Consider the following 20,012-nt stretch of genomic DNA (forward strand, 5'->3'; position numbering starts at 1 on the left):
ATTTTCAAGCTATCTTGGTTAAATTTGTAGAGGTATTATTAGAATATTTCTTCCAAAGTACAGTTTTTCATCTCCATCTTCGTAGGATTGAAAAGCTAAAACCGTTAAAAATGCAAAACTTGAGAACAAAGTTTTCATATAACATAAATGTAGTACTAATTAAAAAACTTGTACAATGAAACAAACAATCCGTTTATTTCTGGTTGCGCTCTTTGCTGGCGCTATAACACTTGGGGGTTATAAATATTTTGAAGAAGAGAACACGATTCGTTTTGAAACCCCGCAGCAATCAAAATTTATACCTACAAGCCTTTCGGCTACGGCTGCCGAAATGACAACCGATTTTACCGAAGCAGCTGAAAAAACAGTGCATGCCGTGGTTCACGTAAAAAACACGACGGTAAGCAGGCAACCCACCAATATTTTTGAATATTTACAAGGCGGCGGGCAACCCAGAGCGATGGTTGGCAGTGGTAGTGGCGTAATAATTTCGCCCGACGGTTATATTGTAACCAACAATCACGTAATTGCAAATGCCACAAATCTTGAAGTTACGCTGAATAACAACAAAACCTATAAAGCCGAATTGATAGGTACAGATCCAAATACAGATATTGCCCTGATAAAAATTAAAGACGATAGTGATTTTCCATATATCCCCTTTGGCGATTCAAACAATGTGAAAATTGGCGAATGGGTACTCGCGGTAGGAAATCCTTTCAATTTAACCTCAACGGTTACCGCAGGTATTATAAGCGCCAAAGCCCGTGATTTAAATCAATTTGATGGAAATACGCAATCCTTTCTTCAAACCGATGCCGCTGTAAACCGTGGAAACAGTGGTGGTGCGTTGGTTAATACGCGTGGGGAATTAATTGGTATCAACACGGCTATTACTTCGGAAACTGGGAGTTATGTGGGGTATTCCTTTGCAGTGCCTTCAAACAACGCCCGAAAAGTAATTGAAGATATACTTGAATACGGAAATGTGCAACGCGGAATTTTAGGCATACAGGTTGGGAATTTAAATCCGCAGCTTATTGAAAAGTATGGAATTAACGTAACCCAAGGTGTTTTTGTAGGCGGCATTGAAAAAGGAAGTGGTGCCGATAAGGCGGGTATAAAAAAAGGCGACATCATAAAACAATTGGATGGGTATAAGGTTACAAAATTTGCCGATCTTTCTGGCTATCTAGGTTCCAAACGCCCAAAAGATGTGGTTGAAGTAACTGTGCTTCGCGATGGTACGGAGCGGAAATTTCCGGTTGAACTTATAAAGTTAGAAACTTTTGCTATCGACGATTTGGGAGTAGAAGTTAAAAATATTACACCAGAAGAGCTAAAGGCACGAGGCTTAAAAAACGGTGTAGAAGTAACCCGCGCATTATCGCCCGAAATTGCTCGTTATAAACTGGAAGGCATTATTATAACCCATATAAATGATGAACCCATTAATAATATAAACGATGCAAAACGAATTATGAGCCAGCGCGATTATCACACCCCAATAAAAATGACTTTTATGGATGGAAGCGGAAACATCAATTCGTTTATTTTTAGATAGAAACTCGAATATACTTAATAAACACCGCTGAAAACCCAAATTTACAGCGGTGTTTTTATTATGCGTTTTTATTTCCCCAAGCCGATGAAAATAAGTAGTTTTGCACAAAATTTTAACGCGCTCCACGTTCTTCGTTTTTGCACGGCATTAAAAAAGACGCGGACCTAAAAAAATGTATCCTTATGAGTTTTGATGACGTTTATGAAAAAGAACTGTCTTTTCAAACTGACCGCCGAAAAGCATCAGTAGAATTTATTAAAATCATTAGCGACCTTTGGTACGATAAGTCCATAGAATTGGTACTTTTCCGCAACCAACTTATAGACCGCAATGTGAGTGAAATTTTAAACCTGCACGAATATGCAGGCGAATTTGTTCAAAAGCCTATTTCAATTTTCGACTCAGTTGAAATTGCACAGGCTATTAAAACATTAGATCTTCCCCCAGCAAAATTAGACATTGGTAAACTTACGTACGAATTTCATTTAGAAGACGATAAATATTCCAATGCTTTAGCTTTCGTTTCAGATAAATTGAAAAATGCTAAAGAAGCCAAAGCACTAGTTCCAAAAGACGTAGTGCTGTATGGTTTTGGACGTATTGGTCGTTTGTTGGCTCGTGAGCTTATGACCAAAACAGGACAAGGAAACCAGCTTCGTCTTCGCGCTATTGTTGTTCGTGGCAAAATGGACCAAACTGTTTTAGACAAACGTGCTTCACTTCTTCAATATGACTCTGTACACGGAGATTTTCCTGGAACCGTAAAAACAGATCTTGAAAATAGCGCATTGATAATTAACGGCTCCACCGTCCACATAATTAATGCAAACAATCCAGAAGATATTGATTACACCAAATACGGAATTGAAGATGCTTTAATTATAGACAACACTGGTGCATTCCGCGACGATAAAGAGCTAGGCCGTCATTTAAAAGCGAAAGGCGCCGCAAAGGTTTTACTTACCGCACCTGGCAAAGGCGTTCCAAATATAGTTCACGGAGTAAACCAGAAAGAGCACGACCCACACACGGTCGATATTTTTTCGGCAGCGTCGTGTACTACCAATGCCATCACTCCAATCTTAAAAGCAGTTGAAGATTCTTTCGGTGTAGTTCGCGGGCATTTAGAAACCATTCACGCTTATACAAACGACCAAAATTTGGTTGATAATATGCACGGTAAATACCGTCGTGGGCGCGCTGCAGCACTAAATATGGTAATTACAGAAACTGGCGCCGGAAGTGCAGTTGCAAAAGCCTTACCCGTTTTAGCTGGCAAACTTACTTCCAATGCAATTCGTGTTCCTGTGCCTAATGGTTCTTTGGTAGTTTTAAATCTTGAAGTTGCAAAACCTACTTCAAAAGACGACATAAACGCTACTATGAAGAAATACGCTCTGGAAGGCGATTTGGTTGAGCAAATTAAATATTCAATGAATAACGAGTTGGTTTCCAGCGACATTGTTGGCTCTTGCTCCCCTGCAATTTATGACAGCAACGCAACTATTGTAACTGACGATGGTAAAAATGTAGTACTATATGTATGGTATGATAACGAGTATGGATATAGTCACCAAGTAATTCGCTTGGCGAAGTATATTGCACAAGTTAGAAGATTTACTTACTATTAGTATTAAGTAATTTATGAAATAGGAAAAATCCTGTTGCCAACGCAGCAGGATTTTTTTTATATTTGAGACCTCACTTTTAACATTTCTTTAATAATGCGATTCTTATCTCACAATTCAATTCCTTTTCTTTTGTCAATCTTCTTATTTACATCCTGCTCAAAAGACAGCGATGATCCAGTGCCCCAAGAAACTGTAATAACCGTTTCAACCAGTGATTTTTCCATAACAATAGATGAAAACCCAACAAACGGGCAAGTAATTGGAATTGTTCAAGGAAGCACAAATGACGGAGCAGTTGCTTTCTCAATTACTGAACAAACACCTGAGGGCGCGTTTTCTATTGATGCGGCTTCGGGAGAATTGAAAGTTGCTGATGAAACGCTCTTTGATTTTGAAACAAATCCTACAATTACCGGGATCGTGAATGTAGCCAATGGCGCTGTTTCAGAAAATGCTTCGGTTGTAATTACGTTGAATGATTTGGTGGAGGAGACTGTTTATGAAGGGGATTTAATTTTAAGATCACAGCAAGAAGTAAACGATTTTGGAGCTAATAATTACATGGCAATAATTGGAAACTTATATATTGGTGATCCAGAAGAAGGTACCACTACAGATATTTACGATTTAACTCCACTTCAAAGTTTAAGATCGATAAATGGAGATTTAAGTATTTCTAACAACCCTTCATTGATCTCTACGGTAGGTTTAAATATTCAAAATTTAAATGGCGCACTTGTCATTTTTTCTAATGAAACTTTAGAAATGTTAGAAGGGCTTAACGATTTAACCTCAGTTCATGATCTGGTTTTATCATTTAATGCTGGCTTGTTGGACCTTTCTGGATTAAATCAACTTACTTCCATAGAGGATAGATTGATATTGATTTCTTGCCCACTAATATCAAATCTTGATTGGCTAAGCAATTTAACATCGTTTGGAGGAGACTTAACTATTATAAATTGTAATTCGCTAACAAATATTGATGGTCTCAGCAATCTAACCACTGCGAACGGTGAATATAATTATTTTAGAATAACACATAATAGTTCTCTTTTAAATCTGAATGGAATTGAAAATTTAAATACTGAAATATATCACTTGGAAATAACAATGAACTCTTCGCTTACGAGTATTGAAGGCTTGCAAAATAAAAGAGTGACTACTACATTAAGTATTATAGAAAATCCCTTTTTAGAAAATCTTCATGGTTTAGAATCAACCACTAATATTTCTAATGAACTTAACATACAGAACAATAATTCTCTAATAAATATTCAAGGATTAAGGAATTTAGAAACTGCTGAAACACTTCAAATATTTAATAATGAAAAGCTACCAAATTTGGTTGGCTTAAACAATTTAGAAATATGTCGTAATTTAGATATAAGAGGCAATAATGAACTTGCAGATTTTTGTGACTTACAAAACCTCTTCATAAATGGTAGTAATAATAGCTACATTGCAATATACAACGCCTACAATCCAACAAAACAAGACATAATAGACGGCAATTGCAGCCTTTAAAAACGAAATAATGAATAGACTTTTAACTTTCAGAATAATTGCAGCAGCTATTATTCTCAGCTTCATTTCTTGCTCAAAAGACAGCGATGATCCAGTGCCCCAAGAAATTGAAATAACAGTTTCAACCAGTGATTTTTCCATAACAATGGATGAAAACCCAACAAACGGGCAAATAATTGGAAGCGTTCAAGGAAGCACAAATGATGGAGCAGTTGCTTTCTCAATTACTGAACAAACACCTTCGGGCGCCTTTTCTATTGATTCGGCTTCGGGAGAATTGAAAGTTGCTAATGAAACGCTCTTTGATTTTGAAACAAATCCTACAATTACCGGGATCGTGAATGTAGCCAATGGCGCTGTTTCTGAAAATGCTTCGGTTGAAATTACTTTGAATGATTTGGTTGAGGAGAATGTTTATGAGGGGGATGTAATTTTAAAAACACAAGAAGAAGTTAATGATTTTGGAGCAAATCAATATACACAAATTAACGGCCTACTCCTTATTGGTCATCCTGAAGAAAACGGAACAACAGATATTATTGATTTATCACCGCTTCATAGTATTAAAATTGTGAACAATAGCCTACAAATTAAAAACAATACCATATTAACATCAACTGTAGGGCTCAATGTAAATTTTATTTTAGGGCAAATAGCAATTCTTAATAATCCCTCTTTAGAGAGCATTAAAGGGTTTGAGAGCATTAATTCCACCCTCGGAATTTTCCTTTCTAACAATCAAGTACTCACCGATGTTTCAGGTTTGAGTCAAATTACCCATATCGAACTTAATTTTAGTATAATTTCATGTCCATCATTGCCCGATATTGATTGGCTCCAAAACCTTTCGGAAATTGGAAATGGAATTAAATTAATAGGCCTCAATTCAATTAGAAATATAAACGCTTTAAGTAATTTAAGAAATTTTACTGATGCCTATGGATCCATATATATTGCAAATAACACTTCTTTAGAAAATCTAGATGGACTTCAAAATTTTTCTGATGATATTACTTTTTTAGATATCATTGGCAATACGGCACTTCAAAATATTCAAGGTTTGGAAAATATTGGTGTATTTCAAGAATTGAAAATAAAAAACAATGAATCGCTACAGAGTTTAAACGGGCTTGGAGCAATTACGGCTGTTAACAACAGAATTGAAATTAGAAACAACAACTCTCTTATTGATCTACAAGGCCTCAATAACTTGGAAAGAGCCAGCAACTCATTTTTGATTCAAGATAATGAAAGTCTCACAAGTTTAAATGGGTTGGATGGAATTGAAAGTTTTACATTAATCCGATGCTATAACAATACGGTACTTTCAGATTTTTGTGCTTTACGCAGCGCTTTAATCTTAAATAGCAATTTCGGTTTTAGTGCAGAAAACAACGCCTACAATCCAACAAAACAAGACATCATAGACGGCAATTGTAGCCTTTAAAAACGAAATAATGAATAGACTTTTAACTTTCAGAATAATAGCAGCAGCTATTATTCTCACCTTCATTTCTTGCTCAAAAGACAGCGATGATCCAGTGCCCCAAGAAATTGAAATAACAGTTTCAACAGAAGACTTTTCAACCACAATGGATGAAAACCCAACCAACGGGCAAATAATCGGAACCGTTCAAGGAAGCACTAATGAAGGCGCCATTACTTTTTCAATTAGAGCACAAAACCCTGCGGGGGCGTTTTCTATTGATTCCGCTTCGGGAGAACTGAAAGTTGCTGATGAAGCGCTTTTTGAATTTGAAACTAATCCAACTATTTCCGGGACAGTGCAAGTTTCAAATGGAGCTGTTTCGGAAAATGCTTCGGTTACCATTTCTTTGAATGAGCAAAATATCTATGAATTACCTTATATCCGTTTATGGACACAAGAAGATGTAAACCTTTTTGGAGCTAATCAATATACAAGAATTATGGGTACACTATATATCGGAACTCCATATGAAGGCTATACAACAGATATTTCTGATTTATCTCCACTTGGAAGCATAAAAACGGTTGATGCTAATTTAAAAATACGTAACAACCCCGACTTAATATCCACGACAGGACTGGGTGTTACTCACATTGGAGAAGGACTCATCGTTTCTGAGAATAAAAATTTGGAAAACCTAGATGGACTCGAAGGTTTAACTTACGTTCAGTATTTACAATTAATTCATAATTTTGCATTGTCCGATTTCTCAAGTTTAAGTCAATTAACTTCCCTTGACAATGGGCTTTATCTAAGTGGTTGTTATTTATTGACGGATGTAGACTGGTTAAGTAACGTGGCTTCTATCGGCAATGTCATTGATATTACCAATAATCCCAATTTAACAAATATAAATGGGCTTTCTAATTTAAGAAATTTTACAGGGGAACCCGACTATATTAGCTTTAATACCAATATAAACCTAACAAATTTGAACGGTCTCCGAAATTTAACTGCCAACGTATCTAATTTGTCGCTATTCCAGAACTATTCATTAGTAAATATTGATGGTTTGGCAAATATACAGGTGACTAAGTCAATTAATATACGTTATAATCACGCATTAGAAAATATTGATGGACTCGAGTCAACCATCGGTCTCGAGGATGAACTTTTTATATTTCATAACATTTCTTTGAGAAATTTATTCGGCTTACAACAAATTACTAACATAGGAAAAGTAACTATCGATGAAAATGAAAATCTGCTAAGTCTAAATGGATTAGAAAACCTTTTACGAGTTTCTCAATCATTTAGAGCAAGGCAAAATTCTAATCTTTCAGATTTCTGTGCTTTAACTAATTTATGCGTCAATGGAGATTTAAACATTTTGCAAGCAGAAAACAACGCCTACAACCCCACAAAACAAGACATTATAGATGGCAATTGCAGCTTATAAAGCTATTTTCAATGATTTTTAAATATTGAGATTCCCGCCTTCGCGGGAATTTTTTTATGACTTCATTAACTGAAACTCTCCCTGCTTTAAATCACATTTGTTAAACCAATTTAGCTTTAAAAATGTCTGAAACCAAAAAGAAAAGAGGCTTCAAAAAGAAACGCTACACTGTTCCAATTATAATTTTAGTAGTGCTAATAGCATTTCGAATTTACCTTCCAACGCTCGTAAAAAACAATATAAACAAAGTCTTGGCAAACATTCCTGGCTATTACGGACAGGTGGATGATGTTGATATATCGCTTTATCGCGGCGCTTACGTAATCAACGGAATGTATTTAAACAAAGGCACGGCAGAATCGCAAATCCCTTTTTTAAGTTTTCCAAAAAACGATATCTCCATCGAATGGAAATCGCTCTTTAAAGGCAAAATTGTAAGCGAAATAATAATGACGCGCCCAGAAGTTATCTACGTTTTTGAAGACCAAAAAGAAAAAAGTGGCGATGCAAACGTGGACGATTGGACCAAAGCGCTTACCTATATAGTACCCATAGACATCAACCATTTTGAAGTTCACGACGGCAAAGTAGCATTTGTGCAACTTTCCGCAGAACCAAATATCGATTTACAAATTGCCAAGCTTGAACTCACCGCAGACAACCTTCGCAATGTAGTTGAAAAAGAACGCATCCTTCCCTCCCGCCTTCGCGCAACGGGTGTTTCAATTGGTAATGGGAACGTTTCCTTGGAAGCAAATATGAATTTGATGAAAGAAATTCCAGATATGGATTTGTCTTTTTCGCTCGAAAATGCAGAGGCTACTGCTTTAAACGATTTCACAAATTATTACGCAGGCCTCGATTTTAATAAAGGCACCTTCGGTCTTTATAGCGAAATTGCCATTGCCGACGGTCATTTAATTGGCTATGTAAAACCACTTTTAACCAACACCAAATTGATTGGAAAAGACGATGGTTTTCTCGAAATTTTATGGGAAGGTTTCGCAGGGTTCTTCAAATTCATTCTAAAAAACCAAAGCACAGATACGCTCGCCACTAAAGTTCCTTTTGAAGGTTACCTTAATAATGTTGAAGCTGGCGTTTGGCCCACCGTTATTAACATTTTTGGAAATGCCTGGATAAAAGCGTTTACAGGCAACGTGGACAACGAAATTGAATACAAAGATGCTTTCAAACAAAAAAATCTAACCCGAGAACAAAAGAGTGAGCTTCGTAAAAAAGAGCGCGAACAACGAAAAAAAGAACGCCAAATTAAGAAGGGTTAGTTTTATGAGGCAATTCCGTACTTTTACCGTTTATTTCCGCTAATTATTCAAAAGAATTAAGAATTTTTATAATGCGAATAGACATCATAACCGTAGTACCCGAATTACTCCAAAGTCCTTTTGAAGTTTCAATATTAAAACGCGCCATTGAAAAAGGAATCGTGGAAGTACATACCCACAACCTTCGCGATTGGTCAACAAACGCCTACAGGCAAATTGACGATTATCAATTTGGTGGTGGCGCCGGAATGGTGATGATGATTGAACCTATAGACAAGTGTATTACCGAACTAAAAGCCGAAAGAGATTATGACGAAATAATCTATATGACACCCGACGGTAAAACTTTTAACCAACACACGGCCAACGAACTTTCGTTGAAAGAAAACATAATCATCCTCTGCGGACATTATAAAGGCGTGGACCAACGTGTGCGCGACCATTTTATAACACGTGAAATCTCTGTGGGCGATTTCGTTTTAAGCGGTGGCGAACTTGCTGCAGCTTTAGTTTGCGACGCCATCATTCGTTTGATTCCCGGTGTTTTGGGCAATGAAACCAGTGCATTGACAGATTCTTTTCAAGATAATTTATTGGCGCCACCAATTTACACACGCCCTGCGGAATATAAAGGTTGGACCGTTCCCGAAATACTAACAAGCGGCAACACAGGAAAAATAGAGGAATGGCGCGAAGATCAGGCTTATAAGCGCACAAAAGAACGCAGACCAGATTTGTTGGAGTAATCTCTAAAAGAGTGATTTTAAGAATTCAAAAATTCCCGTTTTAACGGCCAAAGAGTTTTTGGCAAAAAAATAATTTCAGAAGCTCTTAATTTAGAATAAACCTTATGACTAAAATAAGCTATATATTTATTCTCATCTTTTTATTTCCAGTTGCTCCCAAGATTATTGTCAATTAAAAGACGGAACATATAAAGTGGAATTTGATAAGGAGTTTTTTTCCTTTCAATACAAAGTCAACGCTGATACAATTGAAGAAATGTACGATGACGCGAGAGTAACCTCAGTTATAGAATGGATTTCAAATAAGGAATATTTTCTAAGCGATCTTCCTTCTCATATAACTTATAAAGATGATTTGGATAAATCTACCTATACATTTGGCAAACCATTTTATCGATTGATTAAATGTAGCAAAGACACTTTTTATTTTAATTTAATGCGAAATGAAAATAATGTTGTCAATGCAGGAAAACTAATTAAAATAGATTGAAAAACTATTGAATTTTGAAACGCAAAAACTAAAATAAAATGAATAGCAAACAAATTGTAGCAATACTACTAACAGTCGTTCTTTTCGCAGCTTGTAAAAACGAAACCGAAGAAAAGACGGACGCTAAAATAAACAATAACGTGAGCGCAGATTTCAGCACCCTACTAGACAATTATTACGAAGACGGTCTAAAGCTCAACCCTCTGAGCGCTACATTTTCTGGAGATACGCGCTACAACGATAGTTTTCCAAATATCCTTTCGGATGAATATGTTGCTCAATTAAAAAACTATTACACAAGCTATAAAAATGAGGTTTCAAAGTTTAATGACGAAGATTTAAACGAAACTGAAAAGATGAGCAAAGACGTGCTTTTGTGGGAATGCAACATCAACTTGGATGAGTTTTCATTTAAAAACAGCCTCTATTTTCCAATCAATCAAATGTGGACTGTAAATTTAGTGATGGGCCAATTGGCGAGTGGAAGCAGTGCACAACCTTTTAAAACCGTTGAAGATTACACCAATTGGTTGAAACGAGTGGACCAATATGTTGTTTGGTTGCATACCGCGGAAGCAAGAATGAAAGAAGGAATGGCGGCCGGCTACGTGTTGCCAAAATCGTTAATTGTAAAAGTAACACCGCAGTTAAAGGCAATGACCGAGCCAAACCTAGATAAAAATCTATTCTATTCGCCGGTAAAAAACTTTCCCGATTCCTTTTCAGAAATACAGAAGAAAGAGCTTACCAAAGCGTATTCAAAAATGGTATCAGGAAAAATAATTCCTGCGTATCAAAGTCTTTACGATTTTATGGCTGGCGATTATTTAAAAGCAGGAAGAACAACTACCGGAATTGCAGACACTCCCAATGGTGAAGCCTATTACAATCACCAAATAAAAAAATACACCACCACCGAAATGAATGCTGATGAAATCCATCAATTAGGTTTAAGTGAAGTGGCGCGTATTTCTTCGGAAATGGAGAAAGTAAAGGAACAGATTGGTTTTAAAGGCGATTTAAAAGCGTTCTTCAATTTTGTTCGTACCAATAAAGAACTTATGCCGTACAATGAACCACAGCAAATTATCGACCATTTTTACGCTATTTACGACACAATGAAACCAAAACTGGAGCTGCTTTTCGATAAAAAACCGAAAACCGCCTTTGAAGTAAAACAGACCGAAAAGTTTCGTGAAAACTCTGCAAGTGCCGAATACAATCCCGGTAGTTTGGACGGCACACGTCCCGGAATTTTTTATGTTCCAATTCCAAATGCTTCAAAATATAATATTTACAGTGACGAATCGCTCTTTTTGCACGAAGCCATTCCTGGCCATCATTATCAAATTTCATTAACCCAAGAAAATGACGAATTGCCAATGTTTCGCAAAACCCTATTTTACAGCGGTTACGGCGAAGGTTGGGCACTTTACAGCGAATCGCTCGGCAAAGAGCTCGGACTCTATACAGATCCGTATCAATACTTTGGAATGTTGGGTGCCGAAATGCACAGAGCAGTCCGTTTGGTTGTAGATACCGGAATGCACGCCAAAGGCTGGACACGTGAACAAGCCATTCAATATTGTTTGGAAAACGAAGCCGAACCCGAAGCAGGAATTATTTCAGAAATAGAACGCTATATGGCTAACCCCGGGCAAGCATTGGCTTACAAAATAGGGCAATTAAAGATATTAGAGCTTCGTCATAAAGCAGAAAAAGAGCTGGGCGACAAGTTTAAAATAGGTCAATTCCACAATCAAGTTTTAGAAACAGGTTGTATTCCTTTAAAATTGCTTGAAAGCAAGATTGACAAATGGATAACAGATTCTAAATAGAAATTTAAAAAACACAGATTAAAAAAAGGAACAAAATCTTGTTCAATAACTTAATTTCCTTACTTTTGCACCCACTTAATTCAACCTCTGGCGAAAACCGTGAATGTTGTTTTAATTTAAACCTTATCAAGCTAACAAAATGGAAGCATTAATAAAATTTGTAGAAGACGAATTCGTTACAAAAAAAGAATTTCCTGAATTCGGAACTGGTGATACCATTACCGTTTACTACGAAATTCGCGAAGGCGAAAAAACAAGAACCCAATTCTTTAGAGGAGTAGTAATTCAAGTTAAAGGAACAGGTACAACTAAAACTTTTACAATTAGAAAAATGAGTGGTACTGTTGGTGTGGAACGTATCTTCCCACTTAATATGCCAGCACTTCAAAAAATTGAGATCAATAAAAAAGGTAGTGTGCGTAGAGCCCGTATCTTTTACTTTAGAGGTCTTACCGGAAGAAAAGCCCGTATCAAAGAAAAACGTTCATAGTTTATTTTTTGTTGAAAACTCTCAAAAGCCCTGTATTTACAGGGCTTTTTTTATGAACAATTGTTAACATGCACTGTTTGTAAACTGTGGATTTTTAATGGGTTACAAACACTTGCGCATTCCAATTTCCGTATTATATTAGCAATATCAAAAACGGCCTAACAGCCCAATTGAAAACCTAAAGTAACGTTCTTTTACATATTTTTTCAAAATTATAAATGAAGCTAACGCTCGCAAGAATGTTAGTTTCCAGATTTTGAATTAATAAAAAGCAACACACTTTACAAGCTTTTTTTGATTGCTTGAGGTACTCACGATCTTTAGATTATTAGTACTGAGATCAAAAAAGTTTATGAGTCGCTTTTTTAAAAGACGCATTTGTCTTACAGCAATGCGAAACTAGAAAAATTCGAACTCGTGTAAGTAAATCACATTTGCAAGTGGATAATAAACTTGCCTTGTTTCCGCCTTGACGGATAGATGGTAACGATTTACTTTACAAGGAGCCATATCACAATGTATTTATACAGTGATATGGCTTTTCTTGTTTTTAGAAGTTGCATTTTTAAGTAAAGTTAACGCGATTTTAAATCTAAGTTTCTTCGGTGTGTTTCAAGTCTTACTTGAGCAATTATGCTGCTACTTCTCTTTCAAAAACGCCGCCAAATCGCTATCTTTGCAACTTTAAAATTTAATGTTTCCTAAAAATATTTCAATGACGAACGCTTCTAAAATTATATACACCAAAACCGATGAAGCACCGGCTTTGGCAACCCATTCATTTTTACCAATTGTAAAAGCTTTTACTGCACCAGCAAACATAGTATTAGAAAGTAGAGACATTTCGCTTGCTGCAAGAATTTTGGCTGTTTTTCCAGAGTTTTTAAAAGAAGAACAACGTGTAACAGACGATTTGGCCGAATTAGGCCAACTGGCTAAAACCCCAGAAGCAAACATTATTAAACTTCCAAATATTAGTGCTTCAATACCACAATTAAACGAAGCCATTGCCGAGCTTCAAAAGAAAGGTTTTAAAATTCCTAATTATCCCGAAGACCCAAAAACTTCAGAAGAAAAAGAAATTCAAGCTAGATACAACACCGTAAAAGGAAGTGCCGTAAATCCAGTACTCCGTGAAGGAAATAGCGATCGACGCGCCCCAAAAGCCGTAAAAAATTACGCTAAAAAAAATCCACACCGTATGGGTGCTTGGAGTAGCGATAGTAAAAGCCATGTTGCAACAATGCAGGAAGGCGATTTCTTTCACAATGAAAAATCGCTTACACTTGATGCAGACGACACATTAAGTATCGTTTTGGTGGAAAAAGACGGAAACAAAACTATTTTAAAAGAAAATTTAAAAGTTTTAAAAGGCGAAATTATCGATGCAACGGTAATGAGTAAAAAGGCTTTGGTTTCCTTTTTAGAAGAACAAGTAAAAGACGCCACAGATAAAAAGGTATTGTTTTCAATTCATTTGAAAGCGACGATGATGAAAGTGAGCGACCCAATTATTTTCGGGTATGCCGTAAAAGTTTACTTTGAAGATTTATTTAAAAAATACGCCGATACATTTAAGAAATTAGGCGTTGATGCTAACAACGGTTTGGGCGATTTGGAAAACAAACTTTCCGAATTGAACGAATACGAAAGAGACGCCATTCTTCAAGACATTAAAAAGATTATATCTGAAAACGCAGATTTAGCAATGGTTAACAGCGATAAGGGCATAACAAACCTGCACGTTCCAAGTGATGTAATTGTAGATGCTTCTATGCCTGCGATGATTCGCAATTCAGGACAAATGTGGGGGCCAGATGGTAAGAGCCACGACACCAAAGCTGTAATTCCAGATAGTAGTTATGCCAGTGTTTTTGAAACCACAATTGAATTTTGTAAAAAACACGGAGCCTTCGATCCAACTACAATGGGCACAGTGCCAAACGTAGGTTTAATGGCGCAAAAAGCTGAAGAATACGGCAGTCACGACAAAACATTTGAAATTCCAGCAGACGGAATAGTTGAAGTTTTAAACGCTTCTGGAAAAGTAATTATTAAACACAATGTTGAAAAAGGCGATATTTGGAGAATGTGCCAAGTAAAGGATTTGCCAATTCAAGACTGGGTTAAATTAGCTGTAAATCGTGCCCGTGCAACTGGAAACCCAACAGTATTTTGGTTAGATGAAAACCGAGCTCACGATGCCGAACTCATCAAAAAAGTAAACAAATACCTACCCGAGCACAATATAGACGGATTAGAAATAAAAATTCTCTCCCCAGAAAAAGCAACCGAATATACTTTGGAACGCGTAAAAGCTGGGAAAGATACAATTTCGGTTACAGGGAATGTGTTACGCGATTATTTAACAGACCTCTTCCCTATTTTGGAATTGGGTACGAGTGCAAAAATGCTTTCCATCGTTCCACTAATGAATGGTGGTGGCTTATTTGAAACCGGCGCCGGAGGTTCGGCCCCAAAACACGTTGAGCAATTTTTAGAAGACAATCATTTACGTTGGGATTCTTTAGGTGAATTTTTAGCTCTAGCCGTTTCATTGGAACATTTAGGAACCAATTACAACAACCCAAAAGCAATTGTTTTAGCCGATGCTTTAGACGAAGCAACCGAAAAATATCTTGAAAATAGCAAATCGCCTTCTCGAAATGTGAACGAAATAGACAACCGCGGAAGTCATTTTTATTTGGCAATGTATTGGGCAGATGCACTTGCAAAACAAGACAAAGACCAGGAGTTAAAGAATATCTTTGCTCCAATTGCTAAAAAACTTAAGGAAAACGAAGCTAAAATTAATGACGAATTAATTTCTGCCCAAGGCCATAAAGTAGATATTGGCGGTTATTATGAGCCTACCGAAAAACTGGTTTTTGAAACCATGCGGCCTAGTAATACATTTAACACCATACTGGCGCAATTAAATTAAACGCCAAGCGCTCAATAAACCTTCGGCCTCGCTGAAGGTTTTTTTATACCTAATAAAATAACCTTTGAAAAAAATATTCACCTTCCTACTTTTCTTCGGATGCATTGCCGCTTTCGCACAGGAAAAATTTACAATCAGCGGCACCATTTCCGAAGCAGATTCAGGAGAAACCTTGTTCGGGGTAAACGTAATTATTCCTTCAATACAAACGGGAACAGTGACCAATCAATACGGATATTACTCAATTACACTCCCAAAAGGCGATTACGAAATCTATTACAGCAGCATCGGTTTTGCAACTCAAACATTTAATATTTCGCTAACCGAAAACATCAAAAAAGATTTGGCACTGGCAACAGATACAGAAAGTTTAGACGAAGTGGTTATTGAAGCAAACGGCGAAAGGCTCAACGTGCGAAGTTCGCAAATGAGTAAAAACACACTTTCTACAAACACCATTAAAAAAATTCCTGTGGTTTTGGGCGAAGTAGATGTTATAAAAGCAATAACGCTACTTCCCGGAGTTACAAGTGCGGGCGAAGGCGCTAGCGGTTTCAACGTTCGCGGCGGTGCGGCAGATCAAAATTTAATTTTGTTAGACGAGGCTACACTTTATAATTCGTCGCATTTATTTGGTTTCTTTTCGGTTTTTAATCCGGATGCCATCAAAGATTTAACGCTTTATAAAGGAGGAGTTCCCGCCCGTTACGGCGGACGTATTTCTTCAGTTTTAGACATTTACCAAAAAGATGGCAACAATCGCGAATATCGTGCAAGCGGCGGCATTGGTCTGGTTGCGAGCCGTTTGCTTTTGGAAGGGCCTATTAAAAAAGACACTGCTTCATTTTTGATTGGCGGGCGCAGTAGTTACGCACATTTATTTCTTCCGTTATTTAACAATGACAACATCGCTTATTTTTACGATTTAAACACAAAACTAAGTTATAATTTCAATGAAAATAACCGCCTATTTTTATCGGGGTACTTCGGAAGAGACGTTTTTGAAATCTCTGACAGCTTCGCGAATAGCTTCGGAAACACAACTTTAAACCTTCGGTGGAACCATCTCTTTTCAGATAAATTGTTTTCAAATCTATCACTAATTTATTCCGACTACTATTACGGTTTGGAACTGAAATTTGTAGAATTCGATTTTGACAGTGGCATCCGAAATTTCAATTTGAAGTATGATTTCACAAATTATATTTCAAACAACATAGATTTACGCTACGGAATAAACAGTATTTACTACAAATTTAATCCCGGAAATGTATCGCCAACCACCGAAGATTCGGGTGTAAATCGCTTTAAACTCACCGATAAATACGCTTGGGAAAATGCTGCTTATGTTGATGCCGATATTGAAGTTTCTGATAAAATATCTATTCAAGCCGGACTCCGATTGTCAACTTTTAACCGTTTGGGGCAGGATGAATTATTTTTATACGCAAATGACAACCCAATATTTTACAACGAAAGTTTAGATATTTATCAAAAAGCGAAACCAACAGACACCGTCTCATTTAGTAGAAGTGAAACCATAAAATCCTTCGCCAATTTAGAACCGCGCTTTGCAATTTCATATTTATTAAATGACGATTCATCCATCAAAGCAAGTTACAACAGGATGGCGCAATATGTACATTTAATTAGCAACACTACGTCTCCCACTCCTTTTGATATTTATGCGCCCAGCGGAAAATATATTGACCCACAATTAGCAGATCAAGTTGCCTTTGGCTATTTCAGAAATTTCAAAAATTATTCTTTGGAAGTAGAATCCTTTTACAAAGTAGTGAAAAACAGATTAGACTACGTAGACGATGCAGATTTGATTGCCAACAACGCCATTGAGCAAATTTTATTAAAAGGCGAAGCCCGGGCGTACGGATTGGAAATGCTTTTCAGAAAAAATACAGGAAAATTGCAAGGTTGGTTGGCATACACCCTTTCTAAAAGTGAACAACGCACCCCCGGAAGAACGGAAGTAGAAACCGGTATAAATAATGGTGAATGGTATAATAGCGCTTGGGATAAAACGCACGACATTTCAGTTACTGGCCAATATGAACTTACAAAAAAATGGTCTTTTGGCGCCAATTTTATCTTTCAAACTGGAATTCCCACCACCTATCCCGAAGGACAATACAATTACAATGGCGTAGTGGTTCCTGTTTACGGAGCACGTAACAGTAGTCGTCTTTCAACATTTAACCGTTTAGATTTGTCTGCCACTTGGACTCCAAAAGGTGAAAGAGATTCCGGCCTTCGCGGAAATTCACGCTGGAAAGGCGAATGGGTTTTCAGTATTTATAACGTGTATAATCGTAAGAATGCCGCGTCTATCAGTTTTAGGGAAAATACAGATATTGATCAAAATGAAGCAGTAAAGCTCTCTATTTTTGGGATAATCCCTTCGGTAACCTATAATTTTAAATTTTAAGATTATGAAACAGCTATTATTTTTAGTGATTTTCTTCGGGATACTAACTTCCTGCGAAGACGTTATTGAAGTAGAATTAAATGAAGCTGATCCCCGACTCGTCGTAGAAGCAAATTTAAATTTATTGCAGGGCGGTAGCGCTAGTTCTGTTGTTCGGTTAACCACAACAACACCTTTTTTCGATAATAATGTGCCATACGTTACTAATGCAAACGTCGCCGTTACAGATGCAAACGGCAGGGTTTATCCATTCAATTATACCCAAGATGGCTTTTACGTGAGTAACATTAACCTCCAATTAAACATAGCTTATACTTTAACAATCGTTTATAATGATGAAACTTACACCGCCACTGAACAGCTTTACCCGGTCGTTCCGTTGGAATATGTTGAACAACGCGATGATGGAGGTTTTTCAGGAGAAGATATTGAGCTAAAAGCATTTTTTACAGATCCTGCCGGCGAAGGGAATTTTTATCTTTTTGAAGGACTTTCTGATAGAGGCGATTTGCTCGATGTTTACAAGGATGAATTTTTTGACGGCAATCCTATTTTTGGATATTATTTAGTAGACGACCTGGCTCCTGGCGATGAAGTACAATTTAATCTGTATGGAACGAGCGAAGCGTATTATAATTTTATGTTCACGCTTTTGCAACAAACTGGGGGAGGCGGTGGACCTTTTGAAACACAGCCCGCTACAGTTCGCGGCAATATTGTGAACCAAACAAACCCAGATAATTTCCCACTGGGCTATTATAGAATTTCTGAAGTTTCTACACTTATTTATACTGTTCAGTAAAATGTTTTAACTTCGCAATTTACTCTTTGAAGAAATCGAAATCGAAATCGAAATCGAAATCAAAATCGAAACTGAACACTGATCGTTGAACATTGAACACTGAAAAAATGTCTTTTATAAAAACTACGGAATCGGATTCAAAATACAATCATTTAGAAGAAATGAGCGTTTCTGAATTGCTTAAAAATATAAATGATGAAGATAAAAGCGTTGCGTTTTCTGTTGAAAAAGCGCTTCCGCAGATAGAAAAACTTACCGAAAAAGTAATTGAAAAATTAAAAGCAGGCGGTAGGTTATTTTACATCGGCGCTGGCACGAGTGGCCGTTTGGGTATTTTGGATGCTAGTGAATGCCCGCCAACCTTCGGCGTACCACACGAATTGATCATTGGTTTAATTGCTGGTGGCGATTCCGCCATTCGCAAAGCCGTAGAATTTGCCGAAGATTCCGAAAACCAAGGCTGGAAGGATCTTCAGCAAGAAAATATCTCAGAAAAAGACATAGTAATTGGCATTGCCGCTTCCGGAACCACACCCTACGTAATTGGAGCCTTGAAAAAGTGTAATGAAAACAATATTGTAACTGGTTGCATAACTTGTAACGAAGGAAGTCCGTTGGCCTTAACCGCACAATTTCCAGTGGCGGTAGTTGTAGGTTCAGAATTTGTTACAGGAAGCTCGCGAATGAAAGCCGGTACCGCACAAAAGTTAGTTTTAAATATGATTTCAACCGCCGCCATGATTCAATTAGGACGCGTTAAAGGAAACAAAATGGTAGATATGCAGTTAAGCAATAATAAGCTTGTGGATCGCGGCGTACGAATGATTATGACTGAATTGAATATTTCTGAAAGAGAAGCACAAACACTGTTGGAAAAACATAAAAATGTTCGAAACGCAATAAACAATTTTCAAGATGAGTAACAAACACACAAACTTCGATCTATTAAAAAAAGGTATAAAATTTTTAGCCTTTGCTTTACCGTTACTTTTCTTAAGTCCGTATTTACTTACTTTATCTTTTTTGAATAAAGAAACATTTATGCTATTCGTGTTTCTTTTCTTCGGAATTATTGCGGGTGCTGGAGCTATTTTTCTTTTATTCAAAGGCATCAACACAATTATGAGTGCTATTTTTTACAAATAACGGAAGGTTGTTTAGTTGAAAAAATTGCCTCACTTTATTATTTCGGAACTTACTTGACTTTCGGGGTCCATTTGTTGTATCTTGTGTCAATATTGTTCTTCCATACTCATATTTCTACTCCCAAATGGCGACTCAAAGCCGACTTAATGCCGATAAAATGCCGACGTAATGCCGACTCCTAGCCGACTCAATGCCGACTCTACTCCATAGATACTCC

General features: G+C 36.9%; 15 protein-coding genes. All 15 read left to right on the top strand.

Annotated elements, in window-relative coordinates:
* The first annotated feature begins 175 nt into the window (after positions 1 to 175).
* The 15 genes from K8089_RS13590 (at position 176) to K8089_RS13660 (ending at position 19,795) form a co-directional block, all read left to right on the top strand.
* Positions 176 to 1,564: a trypsin-like peptidase domain-containing protein gene (locus K8089_RS13590; protein WP_237603843.1), complete on the top strand. Its 1,389-nt coding sequence runs from the start codon at positions 176 to 178 to the stop codon at positions 1,562 to 1,564.
* A 182-nt stretch (positions 1,565 to 1,746) separates the two neighbouring features.
* Positions 1,747 to 3,195, top strand: a complete 1,449-nt coding sequence (locus K8089_RS13595; protein WP_237603844.1) for a glyceraldehyde-3-phosphate dehydrogenase — start codon at positions 1,747 to 1,749, stop codon at positions 3,193 to 3,195.
* 177 nt (positions 3,196 to 3,372) lie between these two features.
* The gene (locus K8089_RS13600) at positions 3,373 to 4,722 is read left to right on the top strand and encodes a cadherin repeat domain-containing protein (protein WP_237603845.1); all 1,350 of its coding nucleotides are present in this window, start codon (positions 3,373 to 3,375) and stop codon (positions 4,720 to 4,722) included.
* 10 nt (positions 4,723 to 4,732) lie between these two features.
* Positions 4,733 to 6,169 (top strand): cadherin repeat domain-containing protein, encoded by a 1,437-nt coding sequence (locus K8089_RS13605; protein ID WP_237603846.1) that lies wholly within the window; start codon positions 4,733 to 4,735, stop codon positions 6,167 to 6,169.
* A gap of 10 nt (positions 6,170 to 6,179) precedes the next feature.
* Positions 6,180 to 7,610 (top strand): cadherin repeat domain-containing protein, encoded by a 1,431-nt coding sequence (locus tag K8089_RS13610; protein WP_237603847.1) that lies wholly within the window; start codon positions 6,180 to 6,182, stop codon positions 7,608 to 7,610.
* Between the two features lie 122 nt (positions 7,611 to 7,732).
* Positions 7,733 to 8,896 (top strand): DUF748 domain-containing protein, encoded by a 1,164-nt coding sequence (locus K8089_RS13615; protein ID WP_237603848.1) that lies wholly within the window; start codon positions 7,733 to 7,735, stop codon positions 8,894 to 8,896.
* 71 nt (positions 8,897 to 8,967) lie between these two features.
* Complete coding sequence (trmD, locus tag K8089_RS13620) at positions 8,968 to 9,642, top strand: tRNA (guanosine(37)-N1)-methyltransferase TrmD (protein ID WP_237603849.1); 675 nt, start codon at positions 8,968 to 8,970, stop codon at positions 9,640 to 9,642.
* 256 nt (positions 9,643 to 9,898) lie between these two features.
* Positions 9,899 to 10,132: a hypothetical protein gene (locus tag K8089_RS13625; RefSeq protein WP_237603850.1), complete on the top strand. Its 234-nt coding sequence runs from the start codon at positions 9,899 to 9,901 to the stop codon at positions 10,130 to 10,132.
* Between the two features lie 38 nt (positions 10,133 to 10,170).
* Positions 10,171 to 11,970, top strand: a complete 1,800-nt coding sequence (locus K8089_RS13630) for a DUF885 domain-containing protein (protein ID WP_237603851.1) — start codon at positions 10,171 to 10,173, stop codon at positions 11,968 to 11,970.
* Positions 11,971 to 12,109: 139 nt separating this feature from the next.
* The gene (gene rplS, locus K8089_RS13635; RefSeq protein ID WP_237603852.1) at positions 12,110 to 12,460 is read left to right on the top strand and encodes a 50S ribosomal protein L19; all 351 of its coding nucleotides are present in this window, start codon (positions 12,110 to 12,112) and stop codon (positions 12,458 to 12,460) included.
* Positions 12,461 to 13,175: 715 nt separating this feature from the next.
* Complete coding sequence (locus K8089_RS13640; RefSeq protein WP_237603853.1) at positions 13,176 to 15,404, top strand: NADP-dependent isocitrate dehydrogenase; 2,229 nt, start codon at positions 13,176 to 13,178, stop codon at positions 15,402 to 15,404.
* Between the two features lie 64 nt (positions 15,405 to 15,468).
* Entirely contained in the window at positions 15,469 to 17,847 is a 2,379-nt protein-coding gene (locus K8089_RS13645; protein ID WP_237603854.1) for a TonB-dependent receptor, read from the top strand.
* A 4-nt stretch (positions 17,848 to 17,851) separates the two neighbouring features.
* Positions 17,852 to 18,649, top strand: a complete 798-nt coding sequence (locus tag K8089_RS13650; RefSeq protein WP_237603855.1) for a DUF4249 domain-containing protein — start codon at positions 17,852 to 17,854, stop codon at positions 18,647 to 18,649.
* 107 nt (positions 18,650 to 18,756) lie between these two features.
* A complete protein-coding gene (gene murQ / locus K8089_RS13655; RefSeq protein ID WP_237603856.1) occupies positions 18,757 to 19,572 on the top strand; it encodes an N-acetylmuramic acid 6-phosphate etherase in 816 nt (271 codons plus the stop codon).
* Positions 19,565 to 19,795, top strand: a complete 231-nt coding sequence (locus K8089_RS13660; RefSeq protein ID WP_237603857.1) for a DUF6095 family protein — start codon at positions 19,565 to 19,567, stop codon at positions 19,793 to 19,795. The genes murQ and K8089_RS13660 overlap by 8 nt, the downstream gene beginning before the upstream one ends.
* Positions 19,796 to 20,012: the final 217 nt, after the last annotated feature.

It is taken from the genome of Aequorivita vitellina, from assembly GCF_022008365.1.
GTDB classification, from domain to species: Bacteria; Bacteroidota; Bacteroidia; order Flavobacteriales; family Flavobacteriaceae; genus Aequorivita; species Aequorivita vitellina.